Source organism: Methylobacterium sp. FW102-HT35C08 (assembly GCF_058790235.1).
In genome coordinates, this window is sequence record NZ_JBYTCL010000002.1 from 5,809,308 (window position 1) to 5,828,004 (window position 18,697).

Sequence of the window (18,697 nt, forward strand, 5' to 3'; positions counted from 1 at the left end):
GCCGGCGGCTGCGGACCTTCATGATGAACGCGCTCGATCTTCCCAAAGCCCCCCACGAGACGCGCGTCGTCGTCGCCATGTCGGGCGGCGTCGATTCCTCCGTGGTGGCCGGCCTGCTGAAGCGGCAGGGCTTCGACGTGGTCGGCGTGACGCTTCAGCTCTACGATCACGGCGCGGCGACGCATCGCAAAGGCGCCTGCTGCGCCGGCCAGGACATCAACGACGCCCGGGCCGCGGCCGAGCATCTCGGCATCCCGCACTACGTCCTGGATTACGAGGACCGGTTCCGCGACGCGGTGATTGAGAAGTTCGCCGAGAGCTATCTCGCGGGCGAGACGCCGATTCCGTGCGTCGAATGCAATCGCACGGTGAAGTTCCGCGACCTGCTCGGCCTCGCCCGGGACCTGAACGCCGACGCGCTCGCCACCGGCCACTACGTGGCGAGCCGCGCGCTGCCGGGCGGTGGGCGGGCCCTCCACCGCGCCCTCGATCCCGCCCGGGACCAGAGCTACTTCCTCTACGCCACCACGGCCGAGCAGCTGGACTTCCTGCGCTTCCCGCTGGGCGAAATGGAGAAGACCGAGACGCGCGCGCTCGCGAAGGAGCTCGGTCTGTCGCTTGCCGAGAAGCCCGACAGCCAGGATATCTGCTTCGTGCCGCAGGGCCGCTACAGCGACGTGATCGCCCGCCTGCGCCCGGACGCGGCGCGGCCCGGCGAGATCGTCGACCTCGCCGGGCACGTGCTCGGCCGGCATGACGGCATCGTCCACTACACGGTGGGGCAGCGGAAGGGGCTCGGCCTGTCGGGGCCCGAGCCGCTCTACGTGGTGCGCCTGGAGCCGGATACGGCCCGCGTGGTGGTCGGTCCGCGCACCGCGCTGGCCACGACCCGCATCCGCCTCTCGGACCTGAACTGGCTCGGCGCAGGCCCGGTCGAGACCGTGCGCGACCTTGCCGTGGCGGTGCGCGTGCGCTCGACCCGGCCGCCGCGCCCGGCGACGCTCACGGGCGGGCCTGACGGCACCGCCGAGATCGTGCTCGCCGAGCCCGAGGACGGCGTGTCGCCGGGCCAGGCCTGCGCGATCTACGCGGACGACGGCCCCCGGGCGCGGGTACTCGGCGGCGGCACCATCCGGCGCGTCGACGCGTTGTCGGCCCGGCCCCGCGAGGCCGCCTGATCTCAACCTCTGGAAATTGCGAACGATGCTGAGCGAGCCGCAGATGGCCGGGCCGAGCACGGCCCTGATGCGCAAGGCCTATGCCCGCTGGGCGCCCGTCTACGACGTGGTCTACGACAAGCTCACGGAGCCGGCGGCCCGCGCGGCCGTCGAGGCCGCCGCCGAGCACGGTCCGCGCATCCTGGAGGCCGGTGTCGGCACCGGGCTGGCGCTGGGCTATTACCCGAAGGCGAGCTTCGTCTGCGGCGTCGACCTGTCCGAGGACATGCTCAAGCGCGCCCGCGCCAAGGTCCGGCGCCGGAACCTGTCCCACGTGAAGGGCCTCCAGGTCATGGATGTCTGCCACCTGGGCTATGCCGATGCGAGCTTCGACGCCGTGGTGGCGCAGTTCCTGATCACCCTGGTGCCCGATCCCGAGGCCGCGATGTCGGAGTTCCTGCGCGTAGTGCGGCCCGGCGGCGGCATCGTGCTCGCCAACCATTTCGGCCAGAGCGACGGTCCCGTCGCCCGCGTCGAGGAGATCGTGGCGCCGCTCTGCACCAAGATCGGCTGGTCGTCGGACTTCAAGGCCACCCGGATCGAGGCCTGGGCCCGGCGCAACGGCGTCGAGGTGGTCGGTCTGAAGCCGACCTTCCCGGGCGGGTTCTTCAAGATCCTGCGGATGCGCAAGCCCGGGTGAGGGACATCGCGCCCGCACCCGTCGCCGAGGGGCGCTGGCGGCGGTGTCTGCGCTGGCTGCCGCTGGTGCTGCTCCTGAGCGTGTCGGTGATCGTGCTCGTCTCGGGGGCCGCGCACCTCCTGAGCCTCGATCGGCTGCTCGCCTCGCGGGCCTGGCTGCGCGGCTTCGTGGAGGTCGGCTATCTCCGCGCGCTGGTGGCGGCCTACTGCCTCTATGTCGGGGCCGTCGTGGTGTCGGTGCCGGCCACGCTGATCCTGACCATGATCTGCGGCTTCCTGTTCGGGATCCTGCCGGGGGCGCTCACCGCGGTTTGCGCGGCCACCACGGGCGCCGCGATTGTGTTCGCCATCGGCCGCGGACCGGGCGCCGATCTGCTCCGCCGGATCGGCGGCACCCGCCTGGCGGGTCTCGCCGAGGGTTTTCGCCGCGACGCCTTCGGCTACATCGTGATCCTGCGTCTGCTGCCCCTGTTCCCGTTCTGGGTGACCAATATCGCGCCGGCCGCGTTCGGCGTGAAGATGCGCGTCTTCGTCCTCGCGACCTTCCTGGGCCTGCTACCGGGCGCCTTCGTCTACGCGACCACGGGGGCCGGGATCGAGGACGTGGTCGCCGCCCACGAGACCGCCAAGGCGGCGTGCCTCGCGACCGGCGAGGGCGGCTGCGACAATGCCTTGGCGCTGCGAGCGCTCGTCACGCCGAAGATGGTGGCCGGGCTTGTCCTGCTCGCCGTCTTCGCCCTGGCGAGCCTGCTGGTGAGCCGGCGCGCCCGGCGCTGTTGAGCTCCGCATTTCGAAGCGGTTCATGTGTTCCTGTGTCTAAGAACGCATGCAACCGCGTGCGGGTGGTTGCCGTATAGTGCTCGCCATCGAGAGTCTGTAGTCCCGCCTGCGAAACTGTGGCTTGCGAACATGTTCTCCGCGAAGGCCGGGACCGGCTCGAGCACCTACGACCTCCACTCCGCCGATCCCCATCTGCGATGCCCGCGCGGAGCATGACCGGCGTGACCCTCGAGTCCAACACCACGGCCGCGGCTCCGCCGGCGCCGGGGACAGCCTCCACCCGCGAGGGCCTCGACCGGCGCGCGGCGCGTCTCGGCCTGTCCGGCCGGCTGTTCCTCGTCACCGTCGCCTTCGTGGTCGTGGCCGAGGTGCTGACCTACGTGCCAGCGGTGGCCAATTACCGGATCGAGTGGATGTCCGACCGCTTGGCCGCCGCCCAGGTGGCGGCCCTGGTGCTGGACGGAAGGACCGGCGAACCGGTCTCCGAGGCGCTGGAGAGCCGGCTGCTCGCCGGCGTCAACGCGCGGGCGATTGCGGTTCGCGGCGGCGGAGCCCAGCGCCTGCTCGCCATCGAGCCGATGCCAGAAACCGTGGCCGACACGGTCGATCTGCGGGACGTGACCTCCCTGTCCGCCATCCGCGGCGCGTGGCGCACGCTCGTGGCTCCGGTGCGAGAGCCGATCCGCGTGGTCGGGGAGGGCGGGATCGGCTTCGAGCGGGTCGAGATCCTGCTCGACGAGGCGCCGCTGCGCACCGCGATGATCGACTACGCCCTGCGCCTGCTGGTCTCGTCGCTGATCATCGCGGCGTCGGCGGCGGGCCTCGTCTTTGTCGTGCTGCAGGTTCTGATCGTGCGCCCGGTCCGGCGGCTCGCCACCAGCATCACGGTCTTCGCCGACGATCCGGAGGATGCCGGCCGGATCATCGCCCCGTCCCGCCGCAGCGACGAGATCGGGCAGGCCGAGCTCGCCCTCGGGCGGATGCAGCGCAGCCTCGCCGACCAGCTCCGCCAGAAGCGGCGGCTGGCCGAGCTGGGTCTCGCGGTCAGCAAGATCAGCCACGAGCTGCGCAACCTGCTCACCGGCGCCCAGCTCCTGGGCGACCGCCTCGAGGGCACCGCCGATCCGACCGTGCAGCGGGTGGCGCCGCGCCTGGTCGGGACGCTGGCCCGGGCGATCCGGTTTTGCGAGGCGACCCTCGCCTACGGCCGCGTCTCCGAGCGGGCGCCGAACCTGACCAGCACGCCGCTGGCGCCGATCTTCGCCGAGCTTCCGGATCTGGCCGCTCTGGCGGGGCATCCCGTCGCCGTTCAGGTCGCGGCGGGCGGCCTGAGTGTCCAGGCCGATCCGGAGCAGCTCGGCCGGGCGCTTGCCAATCTCGTCCGCAACGCCGTGCAGGCCCTCGACGGCGCGGCGGTCGAGGGCGCCGAGGTGCGGGTCACCGCCTGCCGTGGCGAGCCGGGCCGCGTGACCATCCTGGTCGCCGACAACGGCCCGGGCCTGCCGGCGCGCGCCCGGGAGAACCTGTTCGCGCCGTTCCAGGGATCCATGCGCTCCGGCGGCACCGGTCTCGGCCTCCCGATCGCCGCCGAGCTGATCGGGATCAACGGCGGCACCCTCAGCCTCGACGGCTGCGAGCCCGGTGCGCGGTTCCGGATCGCGCTGCCGGAGGGCTGACGCGATCGCGCGTGCTTGATGGAGCCTGCACCGTTATCGCGAGCGCAGCGACCCAGGGTGGCGCGACAGAGGGATGCGTTACGCCGACTGGATTGCTTCGCTCCGCTCGAAGAGACGCGGAGCGCTGCCGGTGAAGCGGCGTCCGCGGCCTACTCGGCCGCGGCGCGAACCGGCTCGCCGACGCGGATGCCGAGATCGGCCAGCAAGGCGGCATCGTCGTCCTGACCGTTATTGGCGGTGGTGAGCAGCCGCTCGCCGTAGAAGATCGAGTTGGCGCCCGCCAGGAAGCACAGAACCTGCGCCTCGCGGGTCAGGCTCTTGCGGCCGGCGCTCAGCCGCACCCGGGACCGCGGCATCACGATCCGCGCGGTGGCGCACATGCGCACGAGGTCGAACGGATCGATCGCCGGCTGGTCCTCGAGCGGCGTGCCGGGCACCGCCACGAGCGCGTTGATCGGCACGCTCTCGGGCTGAGGCGCGTGGTTGGCCAGAACCTGCAGCATCGCGGCGCGGTCGGTGATGCCCTCGCCCATCCCCACGATCCCGCCGCAGCACACGCCGATCCCGGCTTCGCGGACGTTCTCTAGCGTCCGCAGCCGCTCGTCGTAGGTCCGTGTCGAGATGATGTCGCCGTAGAAGTCCGGTCCGGTATCGAGGTTGTGGTTGTAGGACGTCAGCCCCGCCTCGGCGAGGCGGCCGGCCTGGGAGGGCGTGAGCATGCCGAGGGTGACGCAGGCTTCCATGCCCAGCCCGCGCACGCCGCGCACCATCGCCAGCACCGCATCGAATTCCGGGCCGTCCTTGGGCTGGCGCCACGCGGCGCCCATGCAGAAGCGCTGGGCGCCCGCGGCCTTGGCGGCGGCGGCCTCGGCCAGAACCGTCTCCACCGGCATCAGCCGTTCGCGGGCGACGCCCGCGCCCTTGTGGTGCGCCGATTGCGGGCAGTAGGCGCAATCCTCCGGGCATCCGCCGGTCTTGATCGACAGGAGCGAGGCGCGCTGGATGTCGGCCGGGTCGTTGTGCCGGCGGTGCAGCTGCGCGGCCCGGAACACGAGGTCCATCAGCGGCAGGTCGTGGATCGCGCGGATCTCGGCCACGCTCCAGTCGTGGCGGATATCGGTCGCGTGCGGGTCGGCGGCTTGGCTCATGGTTCCCTTGAGTGGGATCGGCGACGAAAAATCAAGCGCCTCCGCGCGAAGCGGACCCCGCGGAGGCGGCGCGGCCTCTCAATCGGTCGGTTGGCCGGCCGAGACCTTGGCGGTCCAATCGTCAAAGGCGATGACCTTCTGGCGCTGCTCGCCGAGCCGCTCGATGCGCAGCACCATCTCGTCGCCCGCCTTGAGGTAGCGCGGCGGCTTCATGCCGAGGCCGACGCCCGGCGGGGTGCCGGTGGTGATCACGTCGCCGGGTTCCAGCAGCATGAAATGCGACGTGTAGGCGACGAGCTGGGGCACGTCGAAGATCATCGTCGCGGTGGAGCCGGTCTGGCGGCGCTCACCGTTCACGTCGAGGCTCATGGCAAGATTCTTCAGATCGGGAATCTCGTCCAGGGTCACCAGCCACGGGCCGAGCGGCCCGAAGGTCGGCGCGCTCTTGCCCTTGGTCCAGGTCGGGCCGCGGTTCATCTGCCATTCGCGCTCGGAGACGTCATTGCAGATGCAGGCGCCCGCCACGTAGCTCAGCGCCTCGTTGGCGTGGACGTAGCTGGCGCGCCGGCCGATCACGACGGCGAGCTCCACCTCCCAATCGGTGCTGTGCGAGCTCTTGGGAATGATTACCGTATCGTTCGGTCCGCACAGGCTCGACGGCGCCTTGTTGAAGATGATCGGCTCGGCGGGGATCGGCGAGCCGGTCTCGGCGGCGTGGTCGGCGAAGTTCAGCCCGATGGCGACGACGTTCCGGGTGCCGCCAACGCAGGGGCCGAGCCGCACGTCCGGCGGCAGCTTCGGCAGGGTCTCGGGATCGAGGGCCCGCAGCCGGGCCAGCGACTCGGGCGCCAGCGCCGGGCCGGTGATGTCCCGGACGATTCCCGACAAGTCGCGCAGCCCCCCATGCGCATCCACGAGGCCGGGCTTCTCGTCGCCGCTCGGGCCGTGCCGGAAGAGCTTCATCGCCGCACTCCTCATCCTTCCCTGGTGCCGGTCTGCGCCGGACGGCGGGACCATGGCCGGGCGCCCGTCCCGGCGCAAGCGCACAGGCCGGGTCGCCGGACCACATGGGGTGTCGCAACCGTGCAACAGGCCGGCGGAAAAGTGCAGATCCGGTGATTTCCGGATCTATTATTCATGGCAAAGAATGTCGGAGGCAACTCAAGATTTAAGCGGCGACTACTGATGATCGTTTCGCTGCACTTGTGCGTGGGCGTTGATCGCAGTCGTTACTCCGTGCCTCGTCTTGGCTCCGGATAGGGAAATGGTCGTTGCGATTCAGCTCGTAAAACCGGCACCATGCACGAAACGGCGTCGGATAACGGGTTTCGGGCAAGCAATCGGTGCCGGTCAGAACAAAGTATCTGGGGGAACAAGATGGGCGGGACAGTGCGCGCGGCGATGCTCGCAGCCACGGTGGCGATCCTCGGCGTCGGGGAAGCGCAAGCGGGCGCCTTCGGCATCCGGGAGCAGAGCACCGAGGCGCAGGGCCTCGCTTTCGCGGGCGCGGCGGCCGGCTCGGGCGGCGTCTCGTCGATCTTCTGGAATCCCGCGACGATCACGATGAACCCGGGCTTCGTCGCGGAGCAGAACTTCACCTTCATCGGCCTGTCCTCCACGATCCGTCCGGATCTCGGCACCAATCCGGGTTTCGCGCGGCTGGGCGGCTCCGGCGATATCGGCCAGGGCGCCGTGGTGCCGGCGGGCGCCACCTCCTATCAGCTCAACGACCGCCTCTGGCTCGGCCTCTCCACCGGCGCCCCGTTCGGTCTCGTGACCAAGCCGCGCGACGTGTGGGCCGGCGAGGTCTACGGGCGCTCGTCGCGGATCTTCTCGCTGGCGATCAACCCGGTGCTCGGCTTCAAAGTCAACGAGTGGCTGTCGGTCGCGGCCGGCCCGAACATCGAGTATTTCCGCCTGACCCTGCGGCAGGCCCTGCCGATCCCCGGCATTCAGCCGACCGTTTATCCGAGTTCCTTCCTCAAGGGTGAGTCCTGGGGCGCGGGCTTCACTGCCGGCGCCACGCTGACGCCCCGCGACGGGACGGTTCTGGGCATCGGCTACCGCTCCTCGGTGCATCACGACATCGACGGCTCGATCGGCGTGCCGCTGGTCGCGCTGGCGCCGCTGGCCGGGCAGGTCCGCGCGCGGCTGAACACGCCCGAGAAGCTGAGCGTTGGCCTGACCCAGGCGATCTCGCCGGTGGCCCGCGTAAACTTCGGCTTCGAGTGGGACAATTGGTCGAGGCTCGGCAATATCGGCATCGTCTCGAAGACGCTCGGCCTGCCGGTCAACTCCCTGCCGCTCAACTACAAGGACGGCTACACCTACTCGATCGGCGCCGAGTACGACGCCAGCGCGAACCTGACCCTGCGGACCGGCTTCGCCTACGAGACCTCGCCGATCGACTTCTCGAACCGGTCGGTGCGCCTGCCCGACGGCGACCGCTACAACGTCTCGGTCGGCGCCAGCTACCGCTGGAGCCAAGCTCTGACCCTCAACGTCGCCTACTCGCACTTCTTCCTGGACCGGTCGCGGATCCTCGCCGGCATCGGGCGCGACTACAACGTCAGCAACATCGCCTTCGCGGGCGTGGTCGATTCCAGCGCCGACATCGTCTCGGTGGGCTTCCGCTACGTGTTCGGCGCCCCGCCGGCCCCGGCCCCCGCGCCGCTGGTGCGGAAGTACTGAAAGCCAGCTCTGGTTGAGCGCTTCGCTGTCGCCGTCCTCGCGCCCGCAGCGAAGCAATCCAGGGTAGCGCCACGCTGACGGATGTCGTGCTGCCCTGGGTCACTTCGCTCGTGACGACGGTGCGGTTATCGCGCCGATCCCGTTCCGATTTCGGGATGCGTCGCCTCAGGCGCGCATCCGCACGTAGGTCCCCGGGGCCGGCCCCAGGGATTGCAGTGCGTCGCCGCCCGGCTGCCGGGCCGGGACACGCTCGGGCGCCTGAGCCTCGATCCACTGGAACCAGTAGGGCCACCACGAGCCCTTGGTCTCGACCGCGGCGGCGATCCAGGATTCCAGCGTCCCCTTCACCGGGCCGCCGGTCCAGTAGCCATATTTCGGCTTGGCCGGCGGGTTGATCACGCCGGCGATGTGGCCCGAGCCCGCGAGCACGAAATCGACTTTGCCGCCGAAGGCCTTCGAGCCCTCGAACACCGAGAGGGCCGGCGCGATGTGGTCCTCGCGAGTGGCGAGGTTGAAGATCGGCACCTGAACCTTCTTGAGGTCGAGGCGGACGTTGCCGAGCACCATCCGGCCCTGCGCCAGCGTGTTGTTGAGGTAGCAGTTGCGCAGGTAGAAGGAGTGATTGGCCGCCGGCATCCGGGTGGCGTCCGAGTTCCAGTACAGCAGATCGAAGGCCGAGGGCGTCTTACCCTTGATGTAGTTGTTCACGACGTAAGGCCAGATCAAGTCGTTCGGCCGGAGCATGTTGAAGGCGTTGGCCATCCGGGCGCCCTCCAGGTAGCCCTGGTCGGCCATGCGGGCTTCGATCTGGCGGATCTGCTCCTCGTCGGCGAAGACCTTCAGGTCGCCCGCATGGGTGAAGTCGACCTGGGTGGTGAGCAGCGTCGCGCTCTTGATCCGCCGGTTGCCCGTGGCCGCCTGCATGGCCAGCGTCACGGCGAGCAGGGTGCCGCCGACGCAGTAGCCGGCCGCCGTGACCTCGGTCTCACCGGTGGCGACGCCGATCGCGTCGATGGCCGCTTCGATCCCCTCGCGCATGTAGGATTCGAAATCCTTGTCGGCGTGGCGCGTATCCGGATTCACCCAGGAGATGCAGAAGACGGTCAGCCCCTGATCGACCATCCACTTGAAGAAGCTCTTCTGGGGATTGAGGTCGAGGATGTAGAACTTGTTGATCCAGGGCGGCACCATCAGGAACGGGCGCTTCAGCACGGTCTCGGTGGTGGGCGCGTACTGGATCAGCTCGATCAGGTCGTTGCGGAACACCACCTCGCCCGGGGTGACCGCCATGTTGCGGCCGACCTCGAACCCGCTCGGATCCGTCTGGCGCACGCGCAGCTGCCCGCCGCCGGCCTCCAGATCCTCCTCGTACATCTTCAGCCCGCGGACGAGGTTGGCGCCGTTCTCCTGCAGGGTGTGGCGGATCAGCTCCGGATTGGTCGGCAGGAAGTTCGAGGGCGAGAGCATGCTGGTGAGCTGGCGCAGGTAGAATTGCGCCTTGTGGCGCGTATGCGCGTCGAGACCCTCGGCCTCGTCGACGAGGCTCTCGGCCCAGCGGGTGGCGAGCAGGTAAGCCTGCTTGATGAAGTCGAAATACGGGTTGGTCGACCACTCGGCATGGGCGAAGCGCGCGTCCCGGGACTCGGGGAGCGCCACTGGATCGGCCGGCTGGCCCTGCAGGCGCAGGTAGGTCGAGCCCCACAGCGTCAGGAAGGCCTGCGACAGACGGGCCTGCGCCTCGGCGCTCCGCTTCGGATCGGCGAGCCAGGTTTCGGCCACCTGTCCCAGGACCTTGGCCGCATCGCTCAGCTCGTCGCCGGGGCCGCCGGCCTGGGTCTCGGGCTTGAGGAGGCGACCGACGTTGCGGCCCATCGCCTCCACGAACTGACCCGCATTGCGGGTCAGCGCCTCGATATCCGGAAGCGGGGCCTGAATCCCGTCCGGCATCGCACCGTTTGAGACCGACTTCGGAGGTGCGGTCCGATCCGGCGCCTGCGGGCTCGTCAAGCGTGCCTCCCTGTGTTTGGTCTGTCGGCCCGATGGCGCGGGCCTCGTTTCCGACAAAATAAGGAGCGAGCCAGAGGTTTCGCCAGCCCGGCTCCCGACGTCGCCGAAACATCCGGCCGATCTTCTCATGGGCATGTGACGATGGAGCGCGCCATTTTGAACCCCGTCGCGCGTGCGCATCGCGGTGCCGCGATGCCTCGGATCGCCGGTGCGGCCGTCGTGGCGTTCCTGGCGGGATCGCTGGCGGCCTGCTCGGGCGACGTCGTACGCTCCCTGGCCTCCGATGCAGGCTACGGGCCACGAAAAGTCGCGGCGCCGGACTTCGTCGCGGAGTCCCGCAGCAAGGAGCAGCCCGACTTCATGCCGGTGGGCGTCGATGCGCCAAAGCGCTCGGTTCGGGCGAAGTCGGTCACCGGCCAGAAGGCCCTGGAGGCGGAGCTGGAGGGCGCCCGCGGGCGCAACGAGGCGCGCGGGCGCGCCGCCGCGAGTGCCGGCCAGGGCGCCGCGGCCACGATCAAGCCGGCCCCGGCGCCCCCGCAATAGCAACGCTTTTGTGGGTCGGCGACGGCGCGCAAATCTGCTACGGCAGATGGTTCGCGCGACCGGCACAGACGAGAGACGCCAGATTCGGGACGCGCCGATGGACACGCCCATGACTGACTTCCACCGCATCAAGCGACTGCCGCCCTACGTCTTTGAGCAGGTCAACCGGATCAAGGCCGCCGCCCGAGCGCAGGGCGCCGACATCATCGACCTGGGCATGGGCAATCCGGATCTGGACGCGCCGAAGCACGTCATCGCCAAGCTGTGCGAGACGGCGGGCCGGCCGCGGACCGACCGCTACTCGGCCTCGAAGGGCATCGCGGGCCTCCGCCGGGCGCAGGCCGGCTATTACCAGCGCCGCTTCGGCGTGAGCCTCAACCCCGACACGCAGGTCGTGGCGACCCTGGGCTCCAAGGAAGGCTTCGCCAACATGGCCCAGGCGATCACCGCCCCCGGTGACGTCGTGCTGGTCCCGAACCCGAGCTACCCGATCCACGCTTTCGGCTTCCTGATGGCCGGCGGCGTGATCCGCTCCGTGCCGGCCGAGCCGACCCCGGCGATGTTCCCGGCGCTCGAGCGGGCCATGCGCCACTCGATCCCGAAGCCGGTCGCCCTGGTGGTCTGCTACCCGTCGAACCCCACCGCCTACGTGGCGAGCCTCGACTTCTACAAGGACCTCGTCGCCTTCGCGAAGCAGCACGAGCTGATCCTGCTTTCGGACCTCGCCTACGCGGAGGTCTATTTCGACGGCAACCCGCCGCCGTCGGTGCTGCAGGTGCCGGGCGCGATCGACTGCACGGTGGAGTTCACCTCGCTGTCGAAGACCTACTCGATGGCCGGCTGGCGCATGGGCTTCGCGGTGGGCAACGAGCGCCTGCTCGCGGCGCTGACCCGGGTGAAGTCCTATCTCGATTACGGCGCGTTCACGCCGATTCAGGTCGCCGCCACCGCCGCCCTCAACGGGCCCGACGACTGCATCAACGAGATGCGCGGCATCTACCGGAAGCGCCGCGACGCGCTGGTGGAATCCTTCGGCAAGGCCGGCTGGACGATCCCGTCGCCCGCCGCCTCGATGTTCGCCTGGGTTCCGATCCCGGAGCGCTACCGGGAAATGGGCAGCCTCGAATTCTCCAAGCTGCTCTTGGAGAAATCCGACGTGGCGGTAGCGCCTGGTATCGGCTTCGGCGAGTTCGGCGACGAGTACGTCCGCATCGCGCTGGTGGAGAACGAGCAGCGCATCCGGCAGGCGGCCCGCAACGTCCGTCGTTTCTTCGACGGCGGCGACAAGACCCTGCACAACGTCGTGCCCATGGCCCGCGTCGGCTGAGGCGCCGCCCGGCGAACCGAGATCCGGTTCGTCACGAGCGAGCGCGGTGTCGCCAAGATCTGAAGCCGCCGTCCCGGTGCCACCGGGGCGGCGGCTTCTGTCGTCGATAGCCGAGGCTCGGTATCGGGCGCGCGGGTCTGCTTTCGACCCATGCAGGACGCTCCTTAGCTCCCAGAAACTTCCGGAAGCGGACGTTCGCCCTTCGTTGAGGCCGGTGCCGAAAGTCACGCCCTCAAGTCGTTTGTCATTTTTTGCCGAAGTGGCGCTCATACTCGGTCGATGTCGCCGACCGAAGGGTGCGAGATTGAAGATTGTTCTCGTCAACGTGCCTCATCCGGCCATCGGCAGCCGCATTCCCAAGGAGCAGCTGCCTCCCTTCGGTCTGCTCTGCATCGGCGGCCCCCTCATTGATGACGGGCACGAGGTCGAGTTGATCGATGCGGAACTCGGTCCCATCGAACTCACGGACCTGACGACGACGATCATCTCGCGGAAGCCGGAAGCCGTCTTGTTCGGCCATTCAGGTTCGTCGTCGGGCCACCCTATCATCGCTCAAGTATCCGCCGCCGTTGCTCAGGCCCTGCCCAATGTCGCGATCATCTACGGCGGCGTTCATCCAACCTATTTTTGGCGGGAGATCCTCGCGCAAGAACCACATGTCCGGGCAATCGTGCGGGGAGAAGGCGAAGAGACCGCACGACGTCTCATGCGGGCGATCGATCTGGATCATTCTCTGAGCGACATCGACGGTATCGCCTTCATCCGCGACGGGAAGCCTGTTGCAACAAGTGCGGCAACCGTAATCATCGATCTCGATGCTTATCGCGTTGGATGGGAGCTTATAGACCATGCGCGTTACAGTTATTGGGGTGGCAAGCGCGCGGTCGTGATCCAATTTTCTCGCGGCTGTCCGCATCTCTGCAACTACTGTGGCCAACGGGGCTTCTGGACACGTTGGCGTCATCGCGATCCTGTGCGGCTTGCGAAGGAAATCGCCCGCTTGCACCGTGACCATGCTGTCGAGGTCTTCAATTTCGCTGACGAAAATCCCAGCGCCGGTCGCAAGCCCTGGCGAGCCCTCCTCGAAGCCCTGATCGAGGAAGATATTTCGGTCACTTTGGTGGGCTCGACCCGCGCTGATGACATCGTGCGCGATGCCGATATTCTTCACCTTTACAAGAAGGCTGGCTTTGAACGCTTCCTCATGGGAATGGAGAATACCGACGCGGCGACGTTGAAACTGATCCGGAAGGGAGGCGCAATTGCCAGTGACCGCGAGGCCATTCGCCTCCTGCGGCAGCACGGCATCCTTTCAATGGCAACGTGGGTTGCCGGCTTCGATGATCAGACCGACTCAGATCTGTTGCGCGGGCTTCGCCAGCTCATCTCATACGACGCGGACCAGATCCAGGCACTTTATGTGACGCCGCATCGTTGGACCCCTTACTATCGTCTCGCGCAAAACCGTCTCGTTGTGCAGCAAGATTTGACGAAATGGGATTACAAGCATCAAGTCTTAGGCATGTCTCGTATGTCGCCGGTCCGTCTCTTTGCTTGGGTCAAATTGATCGAAGCCGCCGCGCAGCTTCGCCCCAGAGCGCTTATGAGGTGGATCTGGCACCCGGATCCGAAGATACGGCACGCAATCCGCTGGTACTATCGAATGGGTCGTCGAGTGTGGATCCACGAAATAGCGGCGTTTATATTCCTGGACCACGCTCGAGCTGACGGCCGAACAGTCTTCGATCATCTCGGCGCGGCACACGACCACGAGGAAGAGGCTTCCAGTGCGGCCCGTTCGCCGAAGCCTCACCTGATCGGAGCTACGACGCACGGCACTGTTGGTGCCCCTTAATCGAAGGCCACGTTCTGCCAGGCCCGTCCAGCTCACGCCCCCGAGTATGAGTTTCGCGTCCGGAGCGGCGACATCAGCCCCGGTTGCGATTGATGGACCCTGTGGTCTCGGGAGGCGTGCCAGGGCCCGCCTCCTTCAGGGCTCGTCGGCTACGGCTTGTTGGCGGGAGCCGGATTTGTCGTCGTCGCCGGCGGCGCGGGGTTTGCCGGCGCAGTGCTGGCAGAGGGCGGAGGAGGCGCGGGATTCTCAGCCTTCTTCTCGTCTTTGCAAGCCGTGAGCGCGAGCAAGCCGACGAGTGGCAGCAGATAGCGAATACGCATGGGCGTTCCTCTTGTTTGGCCAGTGTAGGCGGTGAGGAACGTCATCCGACCGCTATTCGATCCGCCGCGCCGCGTGTCGATCACTGCTTCTCTGCAGCCAGGACCGCCGCCACGATCGCGTTGGCTTGTCTGTGACCCATCCCGTGTTCGGTCTTCAACATCGCGACCAGGTCCATGTGCTTGGACGGAAGCTTGTCGCGCACGCGTTGCAGCCACTCGCCGATGGGGCGTCCGTAGGTCTTCTCGATGGATGGGAAGTACGACGCCAGTCCCTTGGTGGCTTCAGCAGACATGGCGAGCATCCTCCGGACGGTGGCGTCGGGCGGCGGTTCGATCCTGCGGTCGTTCACAGTGCGAGGCACTTTACCGGTTGATGCAGGCCGCGCGTCAAGACCCGCTCGGAGGCAGGCCGTCGCCGGAAGATTCAATTGCCAAACAGATCCGGTGCGCCCGACACGGCCGCGTCCCAGGCGACCGACCTTGCCACCGGCAGTCCGGTCCGGATTGTTGCCGCGGGGCGACAGGCCTCGCCAAAGGCAACCAGGTCCTGCGCCGACGCTTGTCAGGGCGGATTGCGATGGCCAGGGTCAGCCGCGGGGGTCTTCCCGCGTCCCGAGAGCCGCATGCGCCGCCTGAACCTGATCGCCGCCCTGCTGCTTGCCGCCGCGGCCTCGGCCTGCGCGCCGAACCCGATCATCGCCCGGGATCCGGTGCCCGCCCCGGGGCCGGCGGACGTGTACGCGTGCGACTCGAAGCCGTTGCCGCTCAACACCTTCATGACGGATTGCCGTCCCGTGCCGGCGAGCCCGCAGGTGGTCCTGCGCGCCCGCGGCTGATCCGGTCCGGCGTTTCGGTAACCGGTCGGCTTGGACAGGCCGGACAATCCGCCCGCGATCAGCTAGAGTGTAGGCCAGTTGCCGGCCCGGCCGGCCCCCGTGACGGAGCATCGCGTGAGCACCAAGACCCTGATCCTCGCCGGACTGCTCGCCCTCGGGGCGGGGCAGGGCGCCTCTGCGTCGGACGCGGCCTACCCGACCGCGCCCTACCAGCCGCGGGCCTTCGTGTTCACCGCCCCGAACGGTCCGACGGTCCTCCGGACGGAGGGCTGCTGCCAGGTGATCGTGCCGCCGGGACGCCCTGACCTCGCCGTCCCGCCAGTGCCGGTGGCCGAGGTGATGAACGGCGGCGGCTTCGGCTATACCGGCTTCGACTATTTCAGCGACCAGATCACCGAAGGCCGCTTCGGCGCGCGCAAGCGTCCGAAGGAGTACGTGATCGCGCCCGCCTACATCATCCCGCCGCGGTATTGAGCCGCCACAAGGCGCCCGCGGGACGCGAAATCCGCCCGGGCGTCTCAGGTCGGCGCGCGGTTGTCCCTTCGAACGGGCACCCGCCCGTGGTGATGGCGACGCGGGGCCGCGGCGTTTACAGGCCGCGCCCCGGGGGCTATCACCCCGGCCCGACACGAACCATCTCTCTCCTACACCTCATTCCCGAAAAACCAGATGCGCGCCGAGATCGAGCAAGCCTCGGATGCCGCCAAGCAGTCTATAGGGCTGCTGAGGAGGCATCTTTGACTGGGATACAGTCGATAAACGCCTCGCGGAGCTGAACGCGGCTTCCGAGAACCCCGACCTCTGGAATGATGCCGAGGCCGCCCAGAAGGTCATGCGCGAGCGCCAGCAGCTCGACGAGGCCGTCACGGCGATCAAGAAGCTCGAGCGCGATCTTGAGGACGGCGCCACGCTGATCGAACTCGGCGAGATGGAGGGTGACGAATCCTCGATCCGCGAGGGCGAGGCGGCGATCCTGGCCGTCGAGAAGGAGGCCGCGAGCCGGCAGGTCGAGACGCTGCTGTCCGGCGAGGCCGACGGGTTCGACACCTATCTCGAGGTGCATGCCGGCGCCGGCGGGACCGAGAGCCAGGACTGGGCCAACATGCTTCAGCGCATGTATGCCCGCTGGGCCGAGCGCCGGAAGTACAAGGTCGAGGTCGTCGAGATGACCGACGGCGAAGAGGCCGGGATCAAGGGCGCCACGCTCCTGATCAAGGGCCACAACGCCTATGGCTGGCTCAAGACCGAGTCTGGCGTGCATCGTTTGGTGCGGATCTCACCCTACGATTCCAGCGCCCGGCGGCACACCAGTTTCGCCAGCGTCTGGGTCTACCCGGTGATCGACGACCGGATCGAGATCGAGATCAAGGAATCCGACTGCCGGATCGACACGTACCGGTCGTCCGGCGCCGGTGGCCAGCACGTCAACACCACCGACTCGGCGGTGCGCATCACCCACAATCCCACCGGGATCGTGGTGGCGTGCCAGCAGGAGCGCTCGCAGCACAAGAACCGGGCGACCGCCTGGAACATGCTCCGCGCCCGGCTCTACGAGGCCGAGCTGAAGAAGCGCGAGGAGAAGGCCAACGCCGAGGCCGCCTCCAAGACCGATATCGGTTGGGGCCACCAGATCCGGTCCTACGTTCTGCAGCCGTACCAGCTGGTGAAGGACCTGCGCACCGGCACCCAGTCCACCGATCCGGACGAGGTGCTCGACGGCGACCTCGATCCATTCATGGAGGCGTCGCTCGCTCAGCGAGTCTACGGCGGCGGCGAGGCGGTCGAGGATATCGACTGAGGCGGCAGCGAGGGCTGCCTCACCGTCATCACAAGCGCAGCGAAGCGACACAGGGCGGTGCGCCATCGATCAGCGTCGCGCTGTCTGGATTGCCTCGCTCCGCTCGCAAAGACGGTGGTGCCGATGGAAGCCCACCCTTCCGGGCACCCGAGGGTGAGAATGGGCAGCGCCCACCCCCGTCAAACACTTCTCAATAGCCCAGCGCCGCCCCGTCCTTGCGCGGGTCCGAGCCGGCCGCCAGCGTGCCGGCTTTGCGGTCGATCCAGATGATCTGTCCGCCGCCGAGCGGGAGCGGCGCGCGGATCGCCGGGTGGCCACGCTCGACCAGCCCCGCCATCACCGCGTCGGAGATCCCGCCCTCAATTTCGAGGCTGCCGCCATAGGCGAAGCTGCGCGGGGCATCGAGGGCCTCCTGCACGTCGAGGCCCCGGTCGAGCAGGCCGGAGAGCAGCTCGACATGGCCCATGGCCTGGTAGTGGCCGCCCATGACGCCGAACGGCGCGACGGCCTGCCCGTCCTTCATCAGCATGCCGGGGATGATCGTGTGCATCGGCCGCTTGCCCGGTCCGACGCTGTTCGGGTGGCCGCCCTCCGTGCGGAAGGACAGGCCGCGATTGTGCAGCAGCACGCCGCTCTCCGGCGCCAGGATGCCCGAGCCGAACCCCTGGAAGATCGAGTTGATCAGCGACAGCGCGTTGCCGTCCCGGTCGACCACGCAGAGATAGACCGTGTCCTTGTGAGCGCGGCCCTCGGCGACCTCCCGGGCGATCTCGGGATAGATCTCGGGCTCGCGGGCGCGGCCCATGTCGATCGCCCCGTGGGCCGCGGCCTTCCAGGCGTCGGAGAGCAGGTGCTCGATCGGGACGTTGGCGAGGGCGGCGTCCCCGAACAGGACGTCGCGATGGTGGTAGCCCTGCTTGCACACCTCGGCGAAGAGGTGGAGCCGGTCGAGGTCCGAGAGCGCGCCGACATCGTAGTGTGAGAGGACGTTGAGCATCATCAGCGCCGCCAGGCCCTGTCCCGCGGGCGGGCACTCGTACACGTCGTAGCCCTGGTAGCGGGTCGAGACCGGCACGACCACGTCGGGTCGGGCGGTGGCGAAGTCGTCCAGGGTGTGCAGGCCGCCGAGGGCATTCAGCCGGCTCACCATGTCCTCGGCGACCGGTCCCGTGTAGAAGGCGCCCGCACCCGCCTCGGCGATCGTCCGGAGCGTCGCCGCGAGCTTCGGCAGGCGGACGACGCTGCCGATTGCCGGCGGCTGGCCGCCGGGCAGGTAGGTCTCGGCGGCATGCGGATCCGCGGCAACGCGCTCGGCGCCGCGCAGCCAGTCCCAGCCCACGCGCTGCTGGACGACGAACCCGTCCTCCGCGTAGCGGATCGCCGGCTGGAGCAGCTCGCCGAGGGAGCGGGTGCCGTGCTCGCGCACCAGCAGCTCCCAGGCCGCGACCGCGCCCGGCACGGTCACGGCATGCGGCGAGGTCGGCGTGATGGTGACGCCGTGCTCGGCGTACCAGTCTGGCGTCGCGGCGGCGGGCGCCCGGCCCGAACCGTCGAGGGCGATGGGCTTCGTGGCGCCCGCAGGGGCGTAGAGGGCGAAGCAGTCGCCGCCGATGCCGGTCATCAGCGGATCGACCACGCACTGCACGGCGACCGCCGCGATGCCGGCATCCACGGCGTTGCCGCCAGAACGCAGCACCTCGATGGCGGCCAGCGTCGAGAGCGGGTGCGAGGTCGCGACGGCGGCGTTGGCGGCGTAGACCGGGGAGCGGCCGGGGGCGGAGAAGTCTCTCACGGGATGTCCTGTCGTTTCCGAGTCGTCCAGCGGATCCCCTCCCCCTTGCGGGGAGGGGTAGGGGTGGG

Annotated in this window: 16 protein-coding genes; 11 read left to right on the forward strand and 5 right to left on the reverse strand. The window is 68.6% G+C overall.

Annotation, left to right across the window (positions count from 1 at the left end; translation table 11 throughout):
- Positions 1-23: 23 nt before the first annotated feature.
- The 4 genes from mnmA (at position 24) to AC3WSN_RS27855 (ending at position 4,312) form a co-directional block, all read left to right on the forward strand.
- Entirely contained in the window at positions 24-1,178 is a 1,155-nt protein-coding gene (gene mnmA, locus AC3WSN_RS27840; RefSeq protein ID WP_192706425.1) for a tRNA 2-thiouridine(34) synthase MnmA, read from the forward strand.
- A 25-nt stretch (positions 1,179-1,203) separates the two neighbouring features.
- Positions 1,204-1,857: a class I SAM-dependent methyltransferase gene (locus AC3WSN_RS27845; RefSeq protein WP_192706426.1), complete on the forward strand. Its 654-nt coding sequence runs from the start codon at positions 1,204-1,206 to the stop codon at positions 1,855-1,857.
- Positions 1,854-2,636, forward strand: coding sequence for a TVP38/TMEM64 family protein (locus tag AC3WSN_RS27850; RefSeq protein WP_492542362.1), 783 nt, complete (start codon positions 1,854-1,856; stop codon positions 2,634-2,636). The genes AC3WSN_RS27845 and AC3WSN_RS27850 overlap by 4 nt, the downstream gene beginning before the upstream one ends.
- A 197-nt stretch (positions 2,637-2,833) precedes the next feature.
- The gene (locus AC3WSN_RS27855) at positions 2,834-4,312 is read left to right on the forward strand and encodes a sensor histidine kinase (protein WP_492542364.1); all 1,479 of its coding nucleotides are present in this window, start codon (positions 2,834-2,836) and stop codon (positions 4,310-4,312) included.
- A 149-nt stretch (positions 4,313-4,461) separates the two neighbouring features.
- Here AC3WSN_RS27855 and bioB read toward each other — a convergent pair whose 3' ends face one another.
- Both bioB and AC3WSN_RS27865 read right to left on the reverse strand, forming a co-directional pair.
- A complete protein-coding gene (bioB, locus tag AC3WSN_RS27860) occupies positions 4,462-5,460 on the reverse strand; it encodes a biotin synthase BioB (RefSeq protein ID WP_192706429.1) in 999 nt (332 codons plus the stop codon).
- Positions 5,461-5,538: 78 nt separating this feature from the next.
- Positions 5,539-6,423, reverse strand: coding sequence for a fumarylacetoacetate hydrolase family protein (locus tag AC3WSN_RS27865; protein WP_192706430.1), 885 nt, complete (start codon positions 6,421-6,423; stop codon positions 5,539-5,541).
- A gap of 414 nt (positions 6,424-6,837) precedes the next feature.
- Between AC3WSN_RS27865 and AC3WSN_RS27870 the strand changes: the two genes are divergently transcribed.
- On the forward strand, positions 6,838-8,151 hold the full coding sequence (locus AC3WSN_RS27870; RefSeq protein ID WP_492542367.1) for an OmpP1/FadL family transporter: 1,314 nt from the start codon (positions 6,838-6,840) through the stop codon (positions 8,149-8,151).
- Between the two features lie 165 nt (positions 8,152-8,316).
- Here AC3WSN_RS27870 and AC3WSN_RS27875 read toward each other — a convergent pair whose 3' ends face one another.
- On the reverse strand, positions 8,317-10,098 hold the full coding sequence (locus tag AC3WSN_RS27875) for a PHA/PHB synthase family protein (protein WP_492543307.1): 1,782 nt from the start codon (positions 10,096-10,098) through the stop codon (positions 8,317-8,319).
- Between the two features lie 252 nt (positions 10,099-10,350).
- Between AC3WSN_RS27875 and AC3WSN_RS27880 the strand changes: the two genes are divergently transcribed.
- The 3 genes from AC3WSN_RS27880 (at position 10,351) to bchE (ending at position 13,883) form a co-directional block, all read left to right on the forward strand.
- Complete coding sequence (locus AC3WSN_RS27880) at positions 10,351-10,701, forward strand: hypothetical protein (RefSeq protein WP_192706433.1); 351 nt, start codon at positions 10,351-10,353, stop codon at positions 10,699-10,701.
- 109 nt (positions 10,702-10,810) lie between these two features.
- Positions 10,811-12,028, forward strand: a complete 1,218-nt coding sequence (locus tag AC3WSN_RS27885; RefSeq protein ID WP_192706434.1) for an LL-diaminopimelate aminotransferase — start codon at positions 10,811-10,813, stop codon at positions 12,026-12,028.
- Between the two features lie 304 nt (positions 12,029-12,332).
- On the forward strand, positions 12,333-13,883 hold the full coding sequence (bchE, locus tag AC3WSN_RS27890; protein WP_492542370.1) for a magnesium-protoporphyrin IX monomethyl ester anaerobic oxidative cyclase: 1,551 nt from the start codon (positions 12,333-12,335) through the stop codon (positions 13,881-13,883).
- 400 nt (positions 13,884-14,283) lie between these two features.
- On the opposite strand, the gene AC3WSN_RS27895 is transcribed toward bchE, so the two are convergent.
- Positions 14,284-14,496: a DUF4287 domain-containing protein gene (locus AC3WSN_RS27895; RefSeq protein WP_492542372.1), complete on the reverse strand. Its 213-nt coding sequence runs from the start codon at positions 14,494-14,496 to the stop codon at positions 14,284-14,286.
- A gap of 330 nt (positions 14,497-14,826) precedes the next feature.
- Here AC3WSN_RS27895 and AC3WSN_RS27900 point away from each other — a divergent pair, with 330 nt between their 5' ends.
- The 3 genes from AC3WSN_RS27900 to prfB all read left to right on the forward strand — a co-directional run bounded on the left by AC3WSN_RS27900 (position 14,827) and on the right by prfB (position 16,837).
- A complete protein-coding gene (locus tag AC3WSN_RS27900) occupies positions 14,827-15,039 on the forward strand; it encodes a hypothetical protein (protein WP_210032360.1) in 213 nt (70 codons plus the stop codon).
- A 114-nt stretch (positions 15,040-15,153) separates the two neighbouring features.
- Complete coding sequence (locus AC3WSN_RS27905; protein ID WP_192706438.1) at positions 15,154-15,513, forward strand: hypothetical protein; 360 nt, start codon at positions 15,154-15,156, stop codon at positions 15,511-15,513.
- Between the two features lie 195 nt (positions 15,514-15,708).
- Positions 15,709-16,837, forward strand: a protein-coding gene (gene prfB, locus AC3WSN_RS27910; RefSeq protein WP_100794053.1) for a peptide chain release factor 2 whose coding sequence is annotated in 2 segments (ribosomal slippage) — positions 15,709-15,777 and positions 15,779-16,837 — 1,128 coding nt in all. Because the reading frame shifts where the segments join, the coding sequence is not laid out codon by codon here.
- A gap of 190 nt (positions 16,838-17,027) precedes the next feature.
- Here the strand turns inward: prfB and AC3WSN_RS27915 are convergent.
- Positions 17,028-18,629 (reverse strand): gamma-glutamyltransferase family protein, encoded by a 1,602-nt coding sequence (locus AC3WSN_RS27915; RefSeq protein ID WP_492542375.1) that lies wholly within the window; start codon positions 18,627-18,629, stop codon positions 17,028-17,030.
- Between the last annotated feature and the right edge of the window lie 68 nt (positions 18,630-18,697).